The organism is Campylobacter sp. RM16189 (genome assembly GCF_012978815.1).
Taxonomy (GTDB): Bacteria; Campylobacterota; Campylobacteria; order Campylobacterales; family Campylobacteraceae; genus Campylobacter_A.
In genome coordinates this window covers 139,465-156,107 of record NZ_LIWR01000002.1, presented here as the reverse complement: position 1 = coordinate 156,107, position 16,643 = coordinate 139,465, and the positions used below count along the sequence as shown (strand labels likewise).

Annotated in this window: 18 protein-coding genes; 3 read left to right on the top strand and 15 right to left on the bottom strand. The window is 36.7% G+C overall.

The genetic code is table 11. The annotated features are described in order from the left end of the window. Positions 1 to 103: 103 nt before the first annotated feature. From mnmE to rpmH, 6 genes are read right to left on the bottom strand one after another with little or no spacing between them, the layout of a single operon-like run. The gene (gene mnmE / locus CDOM16189_RS01670; RefSeq protein WP_169973831.1) at positions 104 to 1,429 is read right to left on the bottom strand and encodes a tRNA uridine-5-carboxymethylaminomethyl(34) synthesis GTPase MnmE; all 1,326 of its coding nucleotides are present in this window, start codon (positions 1,427 to 1,429) and stop codon (positions 104 to 106) included. Then, positions 1,422 to 2,549, bottom strand: coding sequence for a Jag N-terminal domain-containing protein (locus CDOM16189_RS01665; RefSeq protein ID WP_169973829.1), 1,128 nt, complete (start codon positions 2,547 to 2,549; stop codon positions 1,422 to 1,424). The genes mnmE and CDOM16189_RS01665 overlap by 8 nt, the downstream gene beginning before the upstream one ends. Further along, positions 2,549 to 4,108 carry a membrane protein insertase YidC gene (gene yidC, locus CDOM16189_RS01660; protein ID WP_169973827.1) on the bottom strand — a complete coding sequence of 520 codons (1,560 nt, stop codon included), beginning with the start codon at positions 4,106 to 4,108 and terminating at the stop codon, positions 2,549 to 2,551. Before yidC ends, CDOM16189_RS01665 begins: the two co-directional genes overlap by 1 nt. Further along, positions 4,108 to 4,446, bottom strand: a complete 339-nt coding sequence (yidD, locus tag CDOM16189_RS01655) for a membrane protein insertion efficiency factor YidD (protein WP_169974043.1) — start codon at positions 4,444 to 4,446, stop codon at positions 4,108 to 4,110. The genes yidC and yidD overlap by 1 nt, the downstream gene beginning before the upstream one ends. Before the next feature lie 8 nt (positions 4,447 to 4,454). Further along, positions 4,455 to 4,766, bottom strand: a complete 312-nt coding sequence (gene rnpA / locus CDOM16189_RS01650; protein ID WP_260953145.1) for a ribonuclease P protein component — start codon at positions 4,764 to 4,766, stop codon at positions 4,455 to 4,457. 14 nt (positions 4,767 to 4,780) lie between these two features. Next, the gene (gene rpmH / locus CDOM16189_RS01645; RefSeq protein ID WP_169973825.1) at positions 4,781 to 4,915 is read right to left on the bottom strand and encodes a 50S ribosomal protein L34; all 135 of its coding nucleotides are present in this window, start codon (positions 4,913 to 4,915) and stop codon (positions 4,781 to 4,783) included. Positions 4,916 to 5,090: 175 nt separating this feature from the next. Here rpmH and CDOM16189_RS01640 point away from each other — a divergent pair, with 175 nt between their 5' ends. Together CDOM16189_RS01640 and CDOM16189_RS01635 are read left to right on the top strand one after the other, a co-directional pair. Next, positions 5,091 to 5,753 (top strand): uracil-DNA glycosylase, encoded by a 663-nt coding sequence (locus CDOM16189_RS01640; protein WP_169973823.1) that lies wholly within the window; start codon positions 5,091 to 5,093, stop codon positions 5,751 to 5,753. Then, positions 5,750 to 6,955, top strand: a complete 1,206-nt coding sequence (locus CDOM16189_RS01635) for a hypothetical protein (RefSeq protein WP_169973821.1) — start codon at positions 5,750 to 5,752, stop codon at positions 6,953 to 6,955. Before CDOM16189_RS01640 ends, CDOM16189_RS01635 begins: the two co-directional genes overlap by 4 nt. Here the strand turns inward: CDOM16189_RS01635 and CDOM16189_RS01630 are convergent. The 9 genes from CDOM16189_RS01630 to CDOM16189_RS01590 form a co-directional block, all read right to left on the bottom strand. Next, positions 6,930 to 7,331, bottom strand: coding sequence for a YbgC/FadM family acyl-CoA thioesterase (locus tag CDOM16189_RS01630; RefSeq protein WP_169973819.1), 402 nt, complete (start codon positions 7,329 to 7,331; stop codon positions 6,930 to 6,932). The genes CDOM16189_RS01635 and CDOM16189_RS01630 overlap by 26 nt on opposite strands. A 75-nt stretch (positions 7,332 to 7,406) precedes the next feature. Then, positions 7,407 to 8,111, bottom strand: a complete 705-nt coding sequence (locus CDOM16189_RS01625) for a hypothetical protein (RefSeq protein ID WP_169973817.1) — start codon at positions 8,109 to 8,111, stop codon at positions 7,407 to 7,409. A 70-nt stretch (positions 8,112 to 8,181) separates the two neighbouring features. Further along, positions 8,182 to 8,703: a threonine/serine exporter family protein gene (locus CDOM16189_RS01620; protein WP_169973815.1), complete on the bottom strand. Its 522-nt coding sequence runs from the start codon at positions 8,701 to 8,703 to the stop codon at positions 8,182 to 8,184. Beyond that, positions 8,696 to 9,478, bottom strand: a complete 783-nt coding sequence (locus CDOM16189_RS01615) for a threonine/serine exporter family protein (protein ID WP_169973813.1) — start codon at positions 9,476 to 9,478, stop codon at positions 8,696 to 8,698. The genes CDOM16189_RS01620 and CDOM16189_RS01615 overlap by 8 nt, the downstream gene beginning before the upstream one ends. Positions 9,479 to 9,487: 9 nt before the next feature. Beyond that, a complete protein-coding gene (locus tag CDOM16189_RS01610) occupies positions 9,488 to 9,958 on the bottom strand; it encodes a DUF4149 domain-containing protein (protein ID WP_169973811.1) in 471 nt (156 codons plus the stop codon). 9 nt (positions 9,959 to 9,967) lie between these two features. Next, complete coding sequence (prmC, locus tag CDOM16189_RS01605; protein WP_170000704.1) at positions 9,968 to 10,789, bottom strand: peptide chain release factor N(5)-glutamine methyltransferase; 822 nt, start codon at positions 10,787 to 10,789, stop codon at positions 9,968 to 9,970. Continuing rightward, positions 10,776 to 11,981, bottom strand: coding sequence for a M48 family metallopeptidase (locus CDOM16189_RS01600; RefSeq protein WP_169973806.1), 1,206 nt, complete (start codon positions 11,979 to 11,981; stop codon positions 10,776 to 10,778). The genes prmC and CDOM16189_RS01600 overlap by 14 nt, the downstream gene beginning before the upstream one ends. A 55-nt stretch (positions 11,982 to 12,036) precedes the next feature. Beyond that, entirely contained in the window at positions 12,037 to 13,410 is a 1,374-nt protein-coding gene (locus tag CDOM16189_RS01595; protein ID WP_170000703.1) for a sodium-dependent transporter, read from the bottom strand. 53 nt (positions 13,411 to 13,463) lie between these two features. Further along, positions 13,464 to 15,086, bottom strand: coding sequence for a BCCT family transporter (locus tag CDOM16189_RS01590; protein ID WP_249321456.1), 1,623 nt, complete (start codon positions 15,084 to 15,086; stop codon positions 13,464 to 13,466). 123 nt (positions 15,087 to 15,209) lie between these two features. Between CDOM16189_RS01590 and CDOM16189_RS01585 the strand changes: the two genes are divergently transcribed. Beyond that, on the top strand, positions 15,210 to 16,640 hold the full coding sequence (locus CDOM16189_RS01585; protein WP_169973804.1) for a catalase: 1,431 nt from the start codon (positions 15,210 to 15,212) through the stop codon (positions 16,638 to 16,640). Positions 16,641 to 16,643: the final 3 nt, after the last annotated feature.

Below are 16,643 nucleotides of genomic sequence, written 5' to 3'. Positions count from 1 at the left end.
AGTTTTAAAACTTGCGTATTTTTCACAAATTTATCTTGAATCATTTCACAAATATGACTCAAAAAGCAGTTTTTGTTCTGGCCTTGGTGCAAGCTTTTTAATTTTATTTCCCGAGGCAAAAATTGCTAAACATCTCATCAAGTATCTCGGCTCTCTCAAACGGCTTTGTGATGGACGAGATAGACGCGATCGCCGAGTTTATCTCATAAGCAAACAGCTCAAGCTCGCTTTCACTGAACAAATTTAAAGCTCTTTTGATCGCCTCGCTTGTGTTTTTGCAGCATTGAATTTGACGTTTTGAATTAAGCAAAATTTCATTTACCTCTTGGCTGTCAAGATATATTTCAAGCCTTTTAACTATCTCTTCAGCACTATTTTTTGCCGAAATTTTAAGAGGATCGCTAAGCTTTGAAGTTTGAAATTTAAGCTCTAAATCACATTTGTTAAGTATGTAAAATATCTTTTTTTGAGACTCTCTAAGCAAATTTAGTATCTCAAAATCCTGCTCATCAGCTTTATTTGATGCATCAAACACGGCTAAAACTATATCGGCTTCTTCAATAGCCTTTAAAGAGTGCGTTATACCGATCTGCTCGATCTTGCCTGCATTTTTTCTAATGCCTGCGGTATCTATAATGCAAACCAAATGAGTACCTATATTTAGGCTTTCTTCTATGCGGTCGCGAGTAGTGCCAGCCTCATCGCTGATGATCGCTCGTTCGTAATTTAAAAGAGAGTTTAAAATCGAGCTTTTACCGACATTTGGCTTGCCCACTATCGCCACCTTAAAGCCTTCGATAAGCCCTTTGCGACTTTTGCTTATAGATACGATTTTATCAAGCTTTTGGTGATTTAACATAAGCATGTTTTTGATATCGCTCATCAAATTTTCAGGCAGATCATCATCAGCATAATCAATGCTAGTCTCGACAAAGGCAAGCGTCTTAACAAGCTCGCCTCTAATCTCATCTACAAATTTGCCAAGATCGCCCCTCATAGCTCTAGCTATGATTTTAGCGGCACTTTCGCTTCTTGCATTGATTAAATTTTGTATGCTTTCAGCCTTGCTTAAGTCCATCTTGCCGTTTAAAAACGCACGCTTGCTAAATTCACCGGGCTGCGCAAGTCTAGCTCCTAAATTTATGAGCTTAGAAAGGATCAAATTTGCCACCATAAATCCGCCGTGAGTCTGAAACTCAACCACATCTTCTCCGGTAAAGCTAGCAGGCGCTTTAAAGTATAAAATTATGCCTTCGTCTATAAATTCATCGTCTGAGTAAATTTTAGCTAAAGTTGCAAATCTTGGTTTTAACGTTTGAAGTTTGGTAAGTTTAAGAGCTAGACTAAGGGCATTTTCGCCGCTTAGCCTAACTATGCATATAGAGCCAACTCCGTGAGCTGTGGCGATGGCTGCGATTGTATCATTCATGCTTTTTTACAAAATCATTAACTACTACGAATTGCTTATCTCCATCGCTTTTTATACCTACATATTTATCTGGAAATTGCTCGCGTAGTTTTTCTAGTGCGATTTTGACTAAAATTCCATCAAGTGGCTTAGTTTTGGCTTTTTTAGATGAGTTAACTCTCTCTATTATGCCTTTTAAATATTCATCCATAGCCGCCTCTTGATTTTTCAAAAATTCAGCTATTTCAAGACGAACCGAAATATTATACTTAGAACCTATCCAATTGTATATAAGGTATGAAATCGCCTTATATCTGTATCCTTCTTTACCTATAAGAAGCGCTGCATCCTCGCCGTCAAGCTCTATTAATATAGTCTCGTCATTAAATTTACCAACCTCTATCCTGTCTATTTTAAAGCAGCTAGCATTGAAAAGATTTGTCAGATTCTCTCTTATCTCAGGCAAAACTTTCTCTATATCGGCTCTTGGTTTTTGCTCTTTTGCTTTATTTTCGCTAGTTTTATCCTCTTTATCATCAAAGTCGCTTTTATTAAAGGTATCAATGATCGAATTATCAAGAATATTTTTGCAACTCTCCTTATTTGCTTTTGGCTTTTGCTCGACTTCTTGACTAGGCTCTATATATAAATGAGCTTGTTCAGCTTCATCAAATTTAAATGCATTATCAGAGATATTGGCCGATGTAGTTTTTGAAAGCTCGTCTTTTCTCTCCGACTTTGCAGAATTTCCGTTTAAGTCCTGTTTTTCATCCCTGTTTTCATGATTTCTTTTTTTGTTTCTATTGCGTTTTTTATCGTTTGATCTTTCGGATTTTTGAGAATTTTTACTATCTTTTTTATTTTCAACATGCTCACTGCAATTTTCAGAGCTATGTTCTTTATTCTCGACTCTATCTTTTTTATGCTTTTTTCCAAATTTGGAGCTGTTTTTTGAACCCTCTTTATCTTTTCTCTCTTTATTTTCTCTATAAGCCTCTATTATTGCCGTTTTTTTGAAAAAACCCAAAAATCCAGAGCTTGGATTTTGAATAATCTTAATATCAAGCTCAGTAACAGAGCAATTAAGCTCGGTGGCAGCCTTCTGAAAGGCCTCTTGTAGATTATTAGCCTCTATACGCATTATGCTTTTACCTCCACTTTTTTGTGTTTTTCAAAGAGCTTGTTTACAAAAATTTGTTGAATAACCGAACAAACGTTATTTACGAACCAATAAAGAGTAAGTCCCGCAGGGAATGTCACAAAGAAGAATGTAAAAATCAAAGGCAGGAATTTCATAATCTTCTCTTGCATAGGATCTGTAAATGTCGTAGGCGTAAGCTTTTGCTGTAAAAACATCGTAAGACCCATAAGTATAGGTAGAACAAAATATGGATCCATAACAGCTAAATCTTGTATCCAAAGTATCCATGGAGCAGCTTTTAGCTCTATAGCGTTTAATAAAACCCTATAAATTGCGAAAAATATCGGAATCTGCATAATTATAGGCAAGCAACCTCCCATAGGATTCGCACCGTGTTTTTTATAAAGCTCCATCATATGAGCGTTTAGCTTTTGCGGATCTCCTTTATACTTAGTCTGAAGCTCCTTAATTTTTGGAGAAAGCTCTTTAAGCTTATTCATAGATAGCATTCCCTTGTATGTAAGAGGGAATAGCACAAGTCTTATAATCAATGTAAGCACTACTATCGCCCAACCCCAGTTGCCTATATATCCATAAAGTAAATTTAAAAACCCAAACATAGGCTTAGCTATAAATGTAAACCATCCATACTCTATGACATCTGTTAATCTGGCGTCTATAGACTCCAATGTCTTATGATCTTTAGCACCTATATATCCACTAGTCTTAAAATCTCCTGTATTTTTAATAAAAACTATAGCATTATCGGCGGTATCTTTAGACATCACTACATTTAAAGGCTTATCGAAAGAATAAAATAAAGTAGTATAGTATCTATCGCTATCGGCCGCTATATTCACATCATCAAATTTTTCAGTACCCTCCAAGTCACCATCTTCTAGTATAGTTAACTTCTCATCCGCATGACGTATAAGTGCTCCATGAACAGTATAATTATCCACAACCACACTTGGTCTAAATCCAGGAGTTATAAAGTATTCTCCGTTGCTAACCAAAACCTCCAAATCATAGTTACCGCTAGGATAGAAAGTAATGTTCTTAACTACTTTGGATCCATTTAAATTTTGAGCTAAAACCAAAGTTTGCTTTGAGTTCGTAACGTCTATCTGACTAAGATTGCTTACATAGTCTGTTTTAAACGCCTGCTCATTTAAATTTGTATCGCTAAATCTAATTTCAAGCGGAAGAAGGGTTTTAGAAGTTAGCTCTATCCTGCTTCCATCTTCATTTTTATATTTATCTTCATTTAAATAAAATTTTGAAATTCTGCCTAAATTATCAATTTGCGCTTCAAAATAAGCGCCTTTGATAGTAGCTATTGTTTTGGTTTGACTTTCGCTAATATCAGGCACAGAAGCAGTAGAATTTGAAGTTGTAGCAGGTGCTTGTTTGGCTTGTGTTTCTTGAACACTCACTGTTCTATTTTGATCTATTGGCAAATTTTTAGGGATAAAAAAATAATCATATACTATAAAAAAAATAAAAGAGATGACCGTAGCCAAAATAACTCTCTTTTGAACAGATAGTTTATCTAACACTATTTTTCCTTTAACGAATCTAAGACTTTTATAACATAAAATTTATTCTCTTTATATGGGATAAACCAAAAATTTATATTAGGTCTAACGTTTTGGTAAAAAATTGAAAAAGAGCTAAATTTTTTATAAATAACAGGGTAATCTATACCACCTTTAAATAGCTGATTGCAACGAAGAATTCTAATAATAGTAGCTAAAAAAGCTAAAAAAAATTTATTGTTTTGAAACTGCCAGATGGCATATTCGGAGCATGTGGGATAGTATCGACATGACTTTGGGGTAAATTTAGAAATATAACGCTGATAAAATTTGATTAAAGATATCATTGCCTCTCTCATCGTTATTTTTATTGCTTTAAGCATCCAAGCTTTTTTAAAGCCCAAGATATATTTTTCTGAATCTTTAAATAAGGGATCTGCTCAAGTCCCGCCTTAACAATAACCACATAAACACCGTCTTCAAGCTCATTATGAATTTGATTAAAAACTGCTCGCAATAGCCTTTTACAACGATTACGAACCACAGCTTTACCAACTTTTTTGCTAGCCACTATAGCTAGTTTGGGCTCGTTTGAAGGTTTATAAAATATGGTACAACAATCGCAATACCACTTGTTCGCCTCTTTATAAACCGTCAAAAATTCCTTTGATTCGCTTATGGAACCAAATTTACTTAAGCCGCCAATATTCTTCTACCTTTTGCACGTCTTGCGTTTATAATCTTACGTCCATTCTTTGTTTTCATTCTTTGGCGAAAACCATGAGTGCGTTTTTTAGGCGTTTTATGAGGCTGATAAGTCCTTTTCATAACTTTTTCCTTTTATTAAATTTTATGATAAAGTCGTGATTTTAACAACAAATTACTTAAAATCCATTGAATAAAATTTATAAAGCTCATAAGAGATAATCAAAATAAAAATTTTCTAAAATAGGCTTTTAAAAATTTTATTTAGTTTTAACTGGCAATTTGATAATATTTTTTAATGATTTATGCAAACGAAATTGAAATTTTAAGACAACTTCACTACTTAAAGGCATTTGGGTATAGATATATAAATCCATCTTTTGGATTACATATAAAAAATAATGTTTCAAACGATATAAAAGAGCTTGAAGAGCAGATTAAAAACTGTAACTTATGCGAGCTTTGCAAGAGCAGAAATAACGCTTTAGTGGGAAGTGGAAGATTGGATTCCAAGATAATGTTTATAAGTGATGCGCCAAGCGTTAGCGAGGATATCAGCGGAAGGTTTTTAGAAGGATCTATCGGGGAGAAATTTTGCAAGGTAATATATGAAATTTTAGGCCTTAACAAGCATGAATTTTACATGACAAGCATAATAAAGTGTAAAATTCACCGAAACAACTTAGCCATAAATCTTAGCTACGAACTTTGTAAGCCATATTTAATGTCTCAAATAGATATAATTTCACCAAAGATTATAGTCGCTCTTGGCGAAAACGTATTTTTAAATTTAATCAATAATTTGGAGCGAACAAATAGCTTTGAATCCATCAGAGGAAATGTTTTAAGATTTAAAAATTCCTATCTTATGGCCACTTATTCGCCAGCATGGGTGCTAAAAAATCCAAGCAAAGAGCAGGCCTTAATAGATGATTTAAATAAAATCAAAGGGTTGTTATGAGAAAAATTCTTTTAGTTTTTTTAATTATACAAATTTCACTTTTTGCTAAGAGTGATAAGCTTTCAGATATTCCGCCTGCGTATGAAATTTACATAAATTTAGAACCATTTAAATGCGACGATACCTGTCTTTTAAATTTAGTTAAAGACGGTCTTTTGCATAGTTTTTTGGCAAGATATGAAAGAAGTGACAATGCAGAAGTTATTCAAGCTTTTAGAACTATCAAAGGAGAGATATCAACAGAGAAAGTATTTATACCAAGCACTAATGCGGAGTTTAAAATCGCTATTATAATACCCCAAGATAGTATCAAAAGCTACGCCGCAGTAGTATCAAATTCTGCTATCGCATACATGATAAGACAAAATGCGAATATAGATATTAAATTTTACAACATCGGTAACGAATCTACGGATAGTATAAGCGATGCCTTAACAAGAGCCAAAGCTGAAAACATAAGCTATCTGATAACTCCATTTACTCAAGTTGGAGTAGCGCATCTAAATAATCTGTTAGAAGATTCTATGCTCGCTTATATACCTACACTCCACTCTTCAACTCTGCCTATTTTAAAAGCAAATTTGATATTTGGCGGAATTGATTACAAAGAACAGATTGCAAGACTTTTGGATTTTTCAAATGGCAAAAATGCTGCATTTTCCGACGGCAGCCTATTAGGAAGCACATTAAACAGATACTCAGAAGAGCTTAGCGGAGGTCTTGTATATCAAAACGAAATAGGAAATCAAACTGATCTTAAAAATTTCGTAGATAGAAACAGCAAGATAAACGAAGCTTCAATATTTTTAAATATTCCTATTTTAAAAACATCGCTATTAAGCTCGCAACTTAGAGTATATGATATAAATGCAACCAATCTATTAAGCACGCAGATAAACTATACTCCAAGCATATTTAAACTAACCCAACCGCAGGATAGAGAATTAATTTATATAGCAAATTCTCTCTCCGCCGTAGATAGTAGCCTTGATTCAAATAATAAAATTTTAGGACAAGATATCAACTTTAACTGGGTCGGCTACTCCACAAGCGTAGGCATGGACTATATCTATACCGCCTACTTAAATCAAAACGCACAAAAGCTATTTAGCGAGCGAGTGAAAAATTCGCAGGTGATTTACAATACAAAAATTTTAAAAGCAGGCGAATCAAGCTTTATTCAAGCAGACGCGACGAGATAAACTCAAGCATCTGCTCACTCATCTTCGCCATGCCTTTTTTGTTCATAAAAACTACCGTCACATCGGCTTCAAAGAGCAGTTCAGGCTCGCACTTGCTCTTTAAATTTCCGACCTTATAAATTTGCTGATTAATAACAATAGAGACTTTTTTAACCTGCACGGCTTTGCTTCTAACCTCAATCATATCACCAAGTGTTGCGGGTTTTTTAAATTTGGCGTGAATTTCACTTACTACGAAATAGCCATCCTTACTAAACGGCTCTAAATCAGAGTTAAAAAACGCCTCGCTCCTTGCTCTTTCGCAAAATTTGATATAGTTAGCGTGATAGACTATGCCGGCAGCGTCCGTATCTTCGTAGTAAATTCTAAATTTCATGTATTGCCTTTAGAAAATTCTAGATATTTAATAGTCTTCATAAATAATAGAACTTAATTTTAAACCATAAAAAAATTAATAAGATTTAAGCTCTTTTAATCTTACCCATGCTATCAGTTGGAGCACGAAAGAAGCCAAAATAAACAAATATCCTATGCCAAAGACCAAAGTTAAATATCCTGCAACCAAGAGCCAAAAACTATATATAAAAAACGGATCTCCGCTTAGTTTAGTAAGCTCTTTATAGTATTTAATTCCCACTATAAAGCCATATACAAATAAAACTAAGCCAATAGCTATCGGTATAAATCCTATACTGCTTCCATTAACTCCAAAAGCTATAGCAGGAATAATAGCAAAAATAACAATCATATAACCCGCCAACAAACATACACTCATCAAAATATAATTTTTAAGTATTGTATTGCTTCCTGTAACTTTTTTGATAGAAATCAAAGCAAAAACCATAGCTACTATAGAAACAATACTAAACATAAAACCTATTGTAGGAACTGAGGATAAGATGCCCGCAGCTATGCTTATATAAACCTTTAATTTTATTGATTTTATATCATCTTGCTTTAATATATCAAGACTAAATTGAGTTTTTGTGATATATATCTCTTTTGCCAAACCGTCAACTATTTCAAAATCAACTTCTGCGCTTATTAAAGAATCAATAGGTTTGTTGTTTAAATTCTTAACATCTTCGACATCAAATCGATATCTAGCACCATCTTTTGCAGATATAACTCCGACATCTAAAATTTTACCTTGCATTTTCATCCCCTTGAGCTTAAAATTTATATAATTATATTAACAGATAATAAATTTCAAATTAATATTTATACTAAGTATTTTTTTTAATTTTTAGATCACACCTTGCGCCACGCGTTACCATTAAAGATTGCTCATAAAAGATCAAAAGCGTCACAGAAACGCCCACTCCAAGCGCAAGAGAAACCGCAACGGTGGTTAACGCATTATCAAAAAAGAGCATTAAATAAGTGATCTTTTGAGAAACTTCACTGCTATTAGTAAAAGAAAATAGAGCCAAAATACTCTTGTAAGCGTAAATTCCCGGCACCATCGGCAAAAGCGCTGGAAAAGCTATGATCTCGGCAGGCACTTTTAATTTGCGTGCAAAAAATATCCCTAAAATTCCAACCAAAAAAGAGGCAAAAAGAGTAGCGATCGAGATAGAAAAAATTTCGCTCTTTAGCATCATAAACCTACTTGCATGAGCAAGTGCGGCGAGTGCTGCGGAGTATATCAAAGTGCGTTTCGGAGGAGAACTCGCATAAGCAAAGCCAAGCCCTGCAATCGCCGCAAAGAACGCATCCGTAAGAGTTAAAAAAATGAGATCAAACATTTAAAAGCTCTATATTTGAAATGGCAATCGTCATATAAACGCCTATTGCGATACAGATTATCAAAAGTCCGGTGTTTAGCCCTCTACTAATGCCAACGAGCGTGTTTTCGTTAAGTATGTCAAATACCGAATTTATAAGCAAAACGCCCGGCATCAAAAACAAAATGCTCGATCCAATCGCCACGTCAGGCGTATTTGAAACTCCAAGATAAACTCCAAGATAAGCGATAAAAGACGAGATAAAAGAGACTATTATGTATTGAATTTTTAAATTTATGCCAAATTTACTAAACAGATGTCTTAGATAAAATCCGATAAAAGTAGCCACAAAAACACTTGCCATCGAGCCTATATCTCCACCAAAGAGCTTGCAAAAAGCCGAATTTGCAAAACTCATCAAGATAAGTGATACGCCGAAATTTCGCTTAGTGTGGCTTATGATCTCATTAAAAAAGCTTCTTGCTCTTTTAAGCGAAATTTGCTCGTCATAAATTTGCCAGCTAAGAGCGCTCAGCTCGGATATGAGGTTAAAGCTGATAGGCATTGTAGCACTTGATTTTACGTATGTTCGGCGGATAGAATTATCATTTGGATCCATCACGCTTATAGTAAAGTGCTTTACAAAGATAGTAAGGCTCACGTCGTATCCGTAAGCGCGCGCTATCCTGCTTACGCAGCGATCTATGCGAGCCGTGTAAGTGCCTATGCTTAGCATCTTTGCCGCGTAGTCGATCAAAAAATCGGTCACCTCTTGGATATCGGGCTTTTCTTGCATAAATTTGCCTTAAGCCTCTTTTGCACGTGGAAATTTGATAAAAAAGAGCAAAAGCTGAGCAACCATCATCACTTTCATCACAAGCTCGCTTGCCTTATGCATCTGAAAAAACTCAGGCGTCGTGGTTCCTGCTTCACCCAAAGCCTGCGCGTTTAGCACGTAAGGGGTAAAATAAAAGACAAAAGATGTAGCTAGAGCAAAATTTATAAGCGCGAGCATAAAAGAGCTGAATTTTAGAGCAAACTTAACGTCGCTTCTAAGCATAAAAAGCTCGTAAACAAGTGCCAAAATCGCAACCGCGATTAAAACGTAGTTAAATTTTACAAATATATTTGTCATCAAAAGTCCGCTTTGAAAATGTGTCAAAACGCCATCTCCTATGATACTCTGCGGATAAAAAAGTGTAGGCGCGATAAAAGCTCCTATTGAGATTTCTATGCCGATTAGAGCCGCTAAAAGCAAAAGATATAAACCTTTCATATTTTTCCTTTAAATTTGATATTTAAATTTGGCGACAAATCCCCTGTCAAAACCCGCCAAATCCTTATAAAATTTAGCCTCAAATCGGTTTATCTCAAGGGCTTTTGCCATACTTTCTTTTTGATCGTAACCCATCTCGCAAACGAGATTTTTTATATTACGGTTTCTTGCTTGCAAGATGATGTTTTTTAAAATTTCATCGCCGTTTTTACCGCCAAATAGCGCCTCATGCGGCTCATTTAGCACGAATTTGCTAAGCTTATAGCCGTCTGCTATATAAGGCGGATTTGAAACGACTAGATCAAATTCGCCACAAGCCTCGTCCATATAGGCGCAATGAATAAAATTTATGCGCTTTTCTACACCGAATTTAACGGCATTTTTATGCGCTAGCTTTAAAGCTTTTTCGTTTATATCGGTCGCCGTTATCAAGGCGTTTGAATTAAGTGCCAAGCATACACTTACAATCCCGCTTCCAACGCCTATCTCGCAAACTTTTGGAGCGTTAAATTCGCGTAAAATTTCAAGCGATTTTTCAACCAAGATTTCAGTCTCGGGACGAGGGATTAAAACTCCATTTTCAACTAAAAATTCAAGTCCGTAAAAGCCTGCTTTGCCCGTTATATACTCAAGCGGCTCGCAAGAGGCAAACCTATCAATAAGGGCAAAATACTCATCCTTATCCTGAAGCTCTTTGCTTAAATTTAAAAACACCCACTCTATGCTCACACCAAGATGATGCATAAGCAGGATTTTAGCAACTCTTGCGGGATTATCACATAAAGATGAAATTTGAGCGCTCGCCTCTTTTAGCGCCTCATCTATTCTCATTTTTTAGCTCATTTATACGCTCATAAAGGCTAGGATGCGAGTGATAGATAAAAGCATAAGCAGGATGCGCTTTAGGAAACGCCCTATTTTCACTAGCCAGCTTCTTAAGCGCACTTATCATGTCATCTTTACTCTTTACGCTTGCACCGAATTTATCCGCGCCAAACTCGTTCTTTCTGCTTACTGCCGAGATAACCGGGCTAAAAACGAAGCTAAAAATCGGCGAGAAAAGAAGTATAAATACGATTATCGCTCCGCCCTCTTTCTCAAGCCCAAGCGCGTTATATGCAGACGCAGGGATATTTCCAAACAGCGCAAACATCGCAAGCAGCATCACGGCACTAAGAGCTATCATCTTAAATAGATCCTTATGCTTAAAGTGTCCTAGTTCATGACCCAAAACGGCGATTATCTCATCTAGGCTAAGCTTTTTTATAAGCGTGTCAAAAAGCACCACGCGCTTTGTCGCTCCAAGTCCGCCAAAGTAAGCATTTAGCCTGTTATCTCGCTTGCTTGCGTCCATACTAAATACACCGCTACTTTTAAATCCGCAACTATCAAGCAGTCCTTCTATAGAGCTTTTAAGCTCACCTTCTTCAAGAGGTTGCATCTTGTTAAAAAGAGGCGCGATTATAGTCGGATAGATCAAATTTATCATTAAAACTATCACAAAGCTAAGAGAAAAAGCCCATAACCACCAAAGCTCGCCCAAAAAATCGATACAAAGCAAGATAAGCCAGACAAAAAGCGAGCCGAAAACAAGAGTTAAGGCAAGAGCTTTTAAAGTATCCATTATAAAAATTTTTGGAGTCGTGTTTGAAAATCCGTGCTTTTTATCCTTGACAAAGGTTTCATATACGCCAAACGGCAACTCAAGAATAGAGGATATGATTATAAAGCTCATCACAAAGATGATATTTTCGCTTACAGAGCCACCTTTAAGCGTGATATCTGCTAAAAATTTAAGCCCCCAAAACGCCCAGATCATAAATATACCCAAATGATAAACAAGGCTTGCTATCTGAAATTTTTGGTTTGCGATAGCTATTTTAGCCGCACTTTTATACTCTTCCTCGCTAAGCACGACGGCTTTAGCCTTACTCTCTTTAGCTATAAAATTTATCTGCAAAAACGCCAGATAAATTTTAACTAAAGTGTATATAAAAAATATAGTTATTAAAAGATTAAACATCTATTTCCTTATTATAAATTATAAATTTTGCAAAATACTATCAAAATTTAGTAAATCATTTCAAAAAATTGTCGTAAAAGCTGCTTGCAAAAACGATCAAAATCACAAACGGAATTATATATTTTACATACAAAAACCATAAGTTGATTATCTTTTTGTGATTTTCGCTTCCTTGTAAAATTTCAGCCTTCGCCTCATCCCTTAAAACCCAGCCGACAAATATCGCACAAAGTAAAGACGTAAGCACGAAAAATATCGTCGCACTTATGGCGTCATAAGCGTCAAAGATATTTTTACCGAAAATTTTTACTTCACTTAGCAAATTCGTAGCCATTAAAGAAGGTAAATTTCCGAGCACAAAAATAGCCGATAGCACTATCAAAATCGCTTTTTTGCGATCTATTTTCATCTTTTCTTGAAGTGTAGTTATAAGAACTTCATAAATAGGAAGCGAAGTAGTAAGAGCCGCTATCATAAGCAATGTAAAAAACGTAACCGCAAAAACGCCTCCAAACGGCATGTGCGAAAATACTATCGGAAGGCTTTTAAACACAAGGCTTGGCCCGCTATCAGGCGTTACTCCGAAGCTAAAAAGCGAAGGAAATATCATAAAGCCCGCAAGCACGGCTATAACGGTGTTTAAAATTCCCGTTATGACCGAAATTTTAACCAGCGCTTCGTCCTTTTTAACAAAACTAGAAAGCGTTATCATCACACCAAATCCAAGCGAAAGCGCGAAAAACACCTGCCCAAGAACATCTACAAAAAGCTTCATACTGATCTTTGAAAAATCAGGCGTGAGATAAAATTTAATCCCTTCCATAGCCCCTTCAAGAGTTATGTTTTTAACCACCATTGTAATCATAAGCAAAAAGAGTATCGGCATGAGATACTTAGCCGCCTTTTCGATCCCTTCAACCGCGCCTTGAGTTAAGATGATGTAATTTACCATAACAAAAACCAAGGTAGCAAAGCCGACTGCAAAAGGATTATTTACGATATTTTGCTCATAAAACGCACTTGTCGTGGCAAAATCAACAACTCTTGCAAGATCAAGCGACCCAAATAAAATTTGCGCTATATAATTTAGAACCCAGCCGCCTATAACCATATAATAAGCCATTATCCCAAAGGCTCCCGCCAAGCTCATATAGCCTGCCACTCGCCAAATTTTGGCTATCTTTTTACCGTTTGCAACACCGCTAAAAGAGTCTATGACATTTACTTTAAGGCGCCTTCCGATAGCGTTTTCAACTAAGATCATCGGAATTCCTATGACGATCATAGCTATACAAAAGGTAAGCACATACGCCCCGCCTCCGTTTTGACCGACCAGATAAGGAAACCGCCAAGTCGCGCCAAAACCGACCGTAGCGCCCGCAATAGCAAGTATATAAGTAAGTCTTGAACTCCAAGATCCTCTTTTCATAAATCATCCTTCAAAAAAAGGGTGATTATATAAAAATTTACTTAAATTTAAGCCTACACGCCCCTAATCGTATGCAAAAATTGCATGTGTTTGCGGTACTGCTCAACGATGTCGTTTATGATAGTAGCCTCGCTCCAGCCGAGTATATCATAGTCTTGTCCGCCCTCTTTTAAAAACACTTCGGCTCTGTAATACAAATCATCTCCTTCAAGAGCTCTGGTGTAATCAGGGCTTTCCATTCTAACTAGCTTTACTCCGTAGCTAAAGTCCATCTCATCGCCAAGCCCTACGATCAAATTTATAAAATTTCGCTTTTCGTCCTTTGAAATTTTAGCCTGCAAGCCGTTTTTCTCAAATTCAGCCCTCACCTCATCAAAGACCTTTTTGATAACCTCGCTTATAAATTTGTCCGCGTTTTTCTTATTTGGTAGCGATATGATCGTTTTTAACCTCTCTTGCCAAGTTTTAGACATCTCAGAAACGGGCATGTTGGCTAAATTTCTACTTTGTTTTTTTATGAGATCTACTCTAAGAGCCTGAAAAAGCCCGTAAATAGCTACTAAAAGCGCAATAGTAAAAGGAAGTGCGGAAGCTATCGTCATAGCTTGAAGCGAGGCTAGTCCGCCACCAAGCATAAGAAAGCAAGATACAACGCCAATCGCCGCTCCCCAGAAAATTTTCTGCCAAAGAGGAGTTTTGTCCTTGCCGTTTGAGCAAAGCATATTCATAATCATCGCCGCAGAGTCAGCCGAAGTAATGAAAAATATCGCGATCATAATCACGGCTATAGTGCCAAGCAGACTTGAAAATTTAAAGCTATCCAAAAACATAAAAAGAGCCGATGCGGTGTTTGAATTTGCAGCTTCGGCAAGCTCGCTAAATCCGTTTTGAACAAGAGTTATAGCGCTGTTTCCAAAGAAAGTCATCCACATAAAGGTAAATCCCGTAGGCACCAAAAGTGCTCCTACGACAAACTCTCTTATTGTTCTACCCTTTGAAATCCTAGCGATAAAAAGCCCTACAAAAGGCGACCAAGAGAGCCACCATGCCCAGTAAAGAAGCGTCCAACCGCCAAGCCAAGAGCTGTTTGCTTTTTGATACGCGTAGAGGTTAAAGGTATTTGAGATAAGCGTGGATACGTAGTTACCGCTATTTTGCACGAGCCTTTGAAGAAGATCGGTGGTATTTCCTAAAAACAATATAAAAAGCATAAATATAATAGCCATGATGATGTTTGAATTTGAAAGAATTTTTATGCCCTTATCCACTCCGCTTGCGGCTGAAACGGTAGCTAGCAGACATAACACTACAAGCAAAGTTATATGCATACTAGGAGCGCCAAACACGTGAGTAAGCCCTGCATTTACCTGCACGACTCCATATCCAAGAGAGGTAGCCACTCCAAAAAGTGTCGCAACCACTGCAAAAACGTCTATCACATCTCCGATCTTGCCGTAAATTCTCTCGCCTATAAGCGGATAAAACGCCGATCTAAGAGTAAGAGGAAGGTTGTGTCTATACGCAAAAAAGGCAAGTATAAGCGCGACGATGGCATAAGTAGCCCAAGCGCCCACACCCCAGTGAAAGAAAGTGATATTCATGGCAAGCTTGGCAGCCTCCATGCTTTTAGGCTCTGTTTTAGGATATAAATTAAATTTAGCGGCTTTAAATTTCAATCCTGAGATTTGTAAAATTTGAAATTTTTAAAATTCTAATCAATATTTTTTATTATTTAAGAAATATTTTATTTTAAATAAGTATAATTCCGAAATAATAAATTTTATTAAAAGGAAAAAATTATGAGACAACTAACAACCACTTCAGGCAATCCAATCGCCGACAACCAAAACTCGCTAACGGCAGGTGCTCGTGGCGGCGTTATGATGCAAGATTATCAACTAATCGAAAAACTTGCTCACCAAAACAGAGAGAGAATCCCTGAAAGAACGGTTCACGCTAAAGGTAGCGGCGCATACGGCGTACTTGAGATAACTAACGACATATCTAAATATACAAAGGCTAAAGTTCTTCAAAAAGGCGAGAAAACAAAGCTATTTTTACGCTTTTCAACAGTTGCAGGCGAAGCGGGAGCTGCAGATGCGGAGCGTGACGTAAGAGGATTTGCTATCAAATTTTATACAAAAGAAGGCAACTGGGACTTAGTAGGAAACAACACTCCTGTATTTTTCTTAAGAGATGCTTACAAATTCCCTGATTTCATCCACACTCAAAAGAGAGATCCTCGCACACACCTACGATCAAATGAAGCGGCATGGGATTTTTGGAGCTTAAGCCCTGAAACACTTCACCAAGTAACGATCCTAATGAGTGATAGAGGAATTCCTGCAAGCTACAGAACTATGCACGGATTTGGAAGCCATACTTATAGCCTAATCAACAAAGACGGCGAGAGATTTTGGGTGAAATTCCACTTCAAATCACGCCAAGGAATTAAAAATTTAACTAACAAAGAAGCGGCTGATATCGTTGCAAACGACAGAGAGAGCCACCAAAGAGATCTATACGAAAATATAGAAAAAGGCAATTTCCCAAGCTGGGATTTCAAGATCCAAATAATGACTGACGAGCAAGCTAAAAAGCTACCTTTTAGCCCGTTTGATTTAACAAAAACATGGTCTCATAAAGATTTTCCACTGATTGAAGTAGGCGTTATGACTCTGAATGAAAACCCTAAAAACTACTTCAATGAAGTTGAGCAAGCGGCATTTAGCCCATCAAACATAGTTCCTGGCATCAGCTTTAGCCCTGATAAGATGCTTCAAGCTAGAATTTTCAGCTATCCTGACGCTCAAAGATACAGAATCGGAACTCACTACGCACAGCTTAAAGTTAATCAACCTATAAACGAGATAGGCACTTACACAGTTGGCGGCGCTATGAATAACGGCATGTATGAGATAGAAGACAAGGCTTACTATGAGCCAAACAGCTTTGGCGGTGCTAAAGAAAACAAAGACTTCCTAGAGCCTGACATCGCTCTTGAAGGAGTAATGCAAAGACACGATCATAGAGCAGAAGATAGCGATTACTACAGCCAACCAAGAGATCTGTTTAACCTAATGAACGACTGCCAAAAATCTCAGCTATTTAACAATATAGCAGAGAGTATGTGCGGAGTAAGCGACTTCATAGTTGAGCGCGCTCTTGGACATTTTGAGAAAATTTCACCGGCTTATGCAGCAGGCGTTAAAGCTGCACTTAAGAAATAAGTT

What these genes read in the sequence shown, in the direction of transcription:
- mnmE (WP_169973831.1), bottom strand. Translation starts at nt 1,429, where the DNA reads ATGAATGATACAATCGCAGCCATCGCCACAGCTCACGGAGTTGGCTCT.
- CDOM16189_RS01665 (WP_169973829.1), bottom strand. Translation starts at nt 2,549, where the DNA reads ATGCGTATAGAGGCTAATAATCTACAAGAGGCCTTTCAGAAGGCTGCC.
- yidD (WP_169974043.1), bottom strand. Translation starts at nt 4,446, where the DNA reads ATGAGAGAGGCAATGATATCTTTAATCAAATTTTATCAGCGTTATATT.
- rpmH (WP_169973825.1), bottom strand. Translation starts at nt 4,915, where the DNA reads ATGAAAAGGACTTATCAGCCTCATAAAACGCCTAAAAAACGCACTCAT.
- CDOM16189_RS01640 (WP_169973823.1), top strand. Translation starts at nt 5,091, where the DNA reads ATGATTTATGCAAACGAAATTGAAATTTTAAGACAACTTCACTACTTA.
- CDOM16189_RS01635 (WP_169973821.1), top strand. Translation starts at nt 5,750, where the DNA reads ATGAGAAAAATTCTTTTAGTTTTTTTAATTATACAAATTTCACTTTTT.
- CDOM16189_RS01630 (WP_169973819.1), bottom strand. Translation starts at nt 7,331, where the DNA reads ATGAAATTTAGAATTTACTACGAAGATACGGACGCTGCCGGCATAGTC.
- CDOM16189_RS01625 (WP_169973817.1), bottom strand. Translation starts at nt 8,111, where the DNA reads ATGCAAGGTAAAATTTTAGATGTCGGAGTTATATCTGCAAAAGATGGT.
- CDOM16189_RS01620 (WP_169973815.1), bottom strand. Translation starts at nt 8,703, where the DNA reads ATGTTTGATCTCATTTTTTTAACTCTTACGGATGCGTTCTTTGCGGCG.
- CDOM16189_RS01615 (WP_169973813.1), bottom strand. Translation starts at nt 9,478, where the DNA reads ATGCAAGAAAAGCCCGATATCCAAGAGGTGACCGATTTTTTGATCGAC.
- CDOM16189_RS01610 (WP_169973811.1), bottom strand. Translation starts at nt 9,958, where the DNA reads ATGAAAGGTTTATATCTTTTGCTTTTAGCGGCTCTAATCGGCATAGAA.
- prmC (WP_170000704.1), bottom strand. Translation starts at nt 10,789, where the DNA reads ATGAGAATAGATGAGGCGCTAAAAGAGGCGAGCGCTCAAATTTCATCT.
- CDOM16189_RS01600 (WP_169973806.1), bottom strand. Translation starts at nt 11,981, where the DNA reads ATGTTTAATCTTTTAATAACTATATTTTTTATATACACTTTAGTTAAA.
- CDOM16189_RS01595 (WP_170000703.1), bottom strand. Translation starts at nt 13,410, where the DNA reads ATGAAAAGAGGATCTTGGAGTTCAAGACTTACTTATATACTTGCTATT.
- CDOM16189_RS01585 (WP_169973804.1), top strand. Translation starts at nt 15,210, where the DNA reads ATGAGACAACTAACAACCACTTCAGGCAATCCAATCGCCGACAACCAA.